Source organism: Candidatus Nanopelagicales bacterium (assembly GCA_018003655.1).
GTDB lineage: Bacteria > Actinomycetota > Actinomycetes > S36-B12 > UBA10799 > JAGNDY01.
Genome location: JAGNDY010000131.1, coordinates 1 through 4,169, shown reverse-complemented (window position 1 = coordinate 4,169; position 4,169 = coordinate 1). Strand labels below are relative to the sequence as shown.

Below are 4,169 nucleotides of genomic sequence, written 5' to 3'. Positions count from 1 at the left end.
GCTCGCCGTCGACGGCGCATGCGATGTCACCTGCGGCGAGCAGGCGTTCGTGCTGGAACGAGGCCAGGCCGCGACCGTGCTGGCTGGGGAGCCAGCCGTCGAGATTGTCACCGCCGGTACCGCCTTCATCACCACGGACGCGCCGTGAGTACCGAGGGTGGCACCCGAGCAGTCATCGCCGCCCTGATCGCAAACATCGGTATCGCGATCTCCAAGTTCGTCGCCTTCTTCATCACTGGCTCGTCCTCGATGTTGTCCGAGGCGATTCACTCGGTGGCCGATTCCGGGAACCAAGTCCTGCTGCTTATCGGCGGCAAGCGGTCCAAGCGATCGGCCGACCCGGAGCACCAATTCGGCTACGGCCGTACTCGGTACGTGTACGGCTTCGTCGTCGCGTGTGTCCTGTTCCTCGTCGGTGGTGTCTTTGCCATCTACGAGGGCGTCCATAAGATCTCGCACCCAGAGCAGTTGCGGGACGCGCAGTGGGCGATCGCGGTTCTGCTCATCGCCGTGGTGTTGGAGGGATACTCCTTCCGCACGGCGTTGAAGGAGTCGAACCGGTCGCGCGGGCAACGTTCGCTCTTTCGATTCATCCGTGAGGCTCGCCAACCGGAATTACCCGTGGTGCTGCTTGAGGATGCTGGTGCGCTGGTCGGCTTAATGTTCGCGCTGGCGGGCGTTGGTTTGAGTGTCATCACCGGAAGTGGCGTGTGGGACGGCATCGGATCGATGATGATTGGCACGCTGCTGCTCGTGATTGCGATCTTCCTCGCCATGGAGATGGCCAGCATGCTGGTGGGCGAATCGGCCGTGCCGGAGGAGCAGGAGAAAATCAGATCGGCGCTGGCGGCGACCCCGGAAGTCCACCGAGTCATCCACCTCAAGACCTTCCACATGGGTCCTGATGACCTACTCGTTGCTGCCAAGATCGCCGTTGGCAAGGCGGACTCCGCTGCCGAAATAGCGCTGGCGATTGACGCGGCCGAGCGGCGGGTGCGTGCGGCTGTTCCGTCGGCAACGTACATTTATCTTGAGCCCGACCTCGACCGATACCTGTCAGACCCGCAGTCGCCAACCGTGTAAGGACGTTTGATGCCCGATTTCAAGGTCGCCGACCTTTCCCAAGCCGCTTACGGCCGCAAAGAAATCCAACTCGCCGAGCACGAGATGCCTGGACTCATGGCCATGCGAACCGAGTTCGCCGAGTCGCAGCCGCTTGCCGGGGCGCGAATCACCGGCTCGCTGCACATGACGATTCAAACCGCGGTCCTCATTGAGACCCTGACCGCGCTCGGTGCGCAGGTTCGTTGGGCGTCTTGCAATATCTTCTCCACGCAGGATCACGCCGCAGCGGCCATCGCTGTTGGCCAGGATGGAACCCCAGAAGACCCCCAGGGCGTGCCCGTGTACGCGTGGAAGGGCGAGACGCTGGAGGAGTACTGGTGGTGCACGCAGCAGGTGCTCACCTGGCCGGCGGACGCAAACGGTCACACCGGACCCAACATGATCCTCGATGACGGCGGCGACGCGACGCTGCTGGTTCATCGTGGAGTCGAGTACGAGAAGCTCGGCGCGGTGCCAGACCCGAGTACAGCCGAATCAGAGGAGTTCGCCGTAGTACTTGGCGTTCTGCAGCGATCACTGGCCGACGACCCGACGCGCTGGACGTCCATCGCCAATGGCATCAAGGGCGTCACCGAGGAGACCACCACTGGTGTCCACCGTCTCTACGAGATGCTTCGCAACGACGCGTTGCTATTCCCTGCCATCAATGTCAATGACGCGGTCACCAAGAGCAAGTTCGACAATAAGTACGGTTGCCGCCACTCGCTCATCGATGGTCTCAATCGGGCCACCGATGTGCTCATTGGCGGCAAGGTCGCGGTCGTCTGTGGCTACGGCGACGTAGGCAAGGGCAGCGCGGAATCGCTGCGTGGCCAAGGTGCCCGAGTCATCGTCACCGAGGTCGATCCGATCTGCGCCCTCCAGGCGGCAATGGACGGCTACCAGGTTGCGACCCTTGAGGACGTCGTCGGAGATGCGGACATCTTCGTATCGGCGACTGGTTGCTACGAGGTCATCCGGATCGAGCACATGCGGGCGATGAAGCACCAAGCGATCGTGGCCAACATCGGCCATTTCGACAACGAGATCGATATGGCTGGCCTTACCAACGAGTCCGGAATTGTTCGCAACACCGTCAAGCCGCAGGTCGACGAGTGGGTGTTCCCAGACGAACACTCGATCATCGTGCTCAGCGAAGGACGACTGATGAACCTGGGCAACGCGACCGGGCACCCGTCGTTCGTGATGTCGAATTCGTTCACCAACCAGGTACTAGCCCAGATCGAGTTGTTCCAGCGGAGTGAGGACTACCCGCTTGGCGTTTACACGCTGCCCAAGCATCTGGACGAGAAGGTCGCGCGGTTACATCTCGACGCCCTCGGCGTTGGACTGACCACACTGACCCAAGAGCAGTCTGACTACCTTGGTATCCCGATCGAGGGCCCGTTCAAGTCAGACCACTACCGCTACTGAGTCTGATGTCCTACCCACCAGGCCCGCCAACCCCGCCACCGCCTTATGGCGGTCCACCTGGGGGCCCGGTGGGGCCCTACCAACCGTGGCCAGGCGCCCCGGTTCCCCAAAACTCAGGCGCCGGATTGACCGACCCGTTGTTGTATCCAGCGGCTCCCATAACATTCGTCGACGCACTCGCGGCCATGCGTGCCGGAGTTGGCCTGCCCGTCAAAGCGGCAACCTGGGGTCTTGGCGATGTCGGCATCGTGTTCGCCGGGTGGCTGACGCTGAGCCTGGCGGCGGGCATCGCGGTCGTCGCCGTGCCGAAGGACGCGGCTTCGGCTGTCACGGGATTGGTGACGGTGTTCGCCGTGATGCTGCCGTGGCTTGCGTTGGCGGGCTGGCCGCTGCTGGTCACCAAGATGCGAGGCAATGGTCCGCGCATTGACCTGGGCCTGCGTTGGTCGTGGCGAGATGTCGGTTGGGGGGTCGTCTACGGGATCGCAGCGTTCATCACCGCGATTCTGCTGGGTGTTGTTACCAATCTGATCTTCGGCAACTTCGACTCGGCCGCTGGCGAACTTGGCAAGGACCTTTCCCAGAACGCCATCATCCTGATTCTGTTTTCACTGACCGTCTCGTTCGGTGCCCCCATCGTCGAGGAGATCTGTTTTCGTGGGTTGACCTTCGGCGCGCTCGCCAAGCGAGGCATGGCCCCGTGGTTGACAGTGCTGTTGTCCGCTCTGATCTTTGGGCTCTTTCACCTTGAGCCGATCCGCATGCTGGTCCTGACCGGGATCGGATTGGTGCTTGGGCTAGCGCGCTGGCATACAGGGTCGACGACGACCGCCATCGTGGCACACATGATCAACAACCTTCCTGGAGCGATTGGGCTCCTGCTGCTGCTCAACTGAGGCGAGCTATTTCCACAGCACAGCCCGGTCGCTGGCTTGTTCACATGGATCCCTGACCGAGCTGTCTGCCCACGCCGCGAACGCACAGGCTTGCGGCTGTGTCCGGGCTACTCGACTTGTTGCTGCCCACCGATTGCGTCGGCTGCCGACGGCCGTGCCGCATCCTGTGCTCGCAGTGTCAGGAGTTGCTACGTGATCTTGCCCCGGTGCAGCGTGAGCTAGGACCCGATGTGAGTGTCGTGGCTGCTGGGGCGTACGGGGGCGTGCTGCGCGAGGCCATCCTCGCCGCCAAGCGCGGGGGTAGCCCACGACTCGTGGGTGTTCTGGCCGAACTGGCTGGCCGCGCACTGATCGGGTCACGGGTCGAGCCGCAAGCGTGCCCGGTTTGGCTGGTGCCCATCCACTCGGGCGCGCAGACACGCACTCGGGCAGGGATGGACCTGGTCGCCGAGATCGCATCCCGCAGTTGCCACCATGCGCGCAAGCAGGGCTTGCAGGTCCGAGTGGCGGACCTGTTGGCGAAGACCCGTTCGGCTCACGTTCAGAAAGGTTTGGACCGCGGCCAGAGACAGTCGAATGCCGCCGGCGCTATGCGGGTCAACCACCACCGGCTCGCACCGGGTCGGCAGTACGTGATCTTCGACGATGTTGTCACCACAGGTGCGACGATGGCTGAAGCCCACCGAGCGCTCTGGGCTGCCGGCGCCGAGGCTGTGGGTGCGGTCGCTCTCGCCA

The 4,169-nt window shown here is 63.1% G+C and carries 4 protein-coding genes; all 4 read left to right on the top strand.

What is annotated here, in order from left to right:
* The first annotated feature begins 144 nt into the window (after positions 1 to 144).
* Positions 145 to 1,083, top strand: coding sequence for a cation transporter (locus KAZ48_11135; GenBank protein ID MBP7973342.1), 939 nt, complete (start codon positions 145 to 147; stop codon positions 1,081 to 1,083).
* A gap of 9 nt (positions 1,084 to 1,092) precedes the next feature.
* Complete coding sequence (locus KAZ48_11130) at positions 1,093 to 2,538, top strand: adenosylhomocysteinase (GenBank protein MBP7973341.1); 1,446 nt, start codon at positions 1,093 to 1,095, stop codon at positions 2,536 to 2,538.
* Between the two features lie 125 nt (positions 2,539 to 2,663).
* Entirely contained in the window at positions 2,664 to 3,434 is a 771-nt protein-coding gene (locus KAZ48_11125) for a CPBP family intramembrane metalloprotease (GenBank protein MBP7973340.1), read from the top strand.
* A gap of 98 nt (positions 3,435 to 3,532) precedes the next feature.
* On the top strand, positions 3,533 to 4,169 hold a 637-nt coding region (locus tag KAZ48_11120; protein MBP7973339.1), incomplete at its 3' end, for a ComF family protein.

Bases quoted from the DNA above. Each gene is read 5' to 3' on its own strand.
- KAZ48_11130 (MBP7973341.1), top strand. From the start codon at position 1,093: ATGCCCGATTTCAAGGTCGCCGACCTTTCCCAAGCCGCTTACGGCCGC.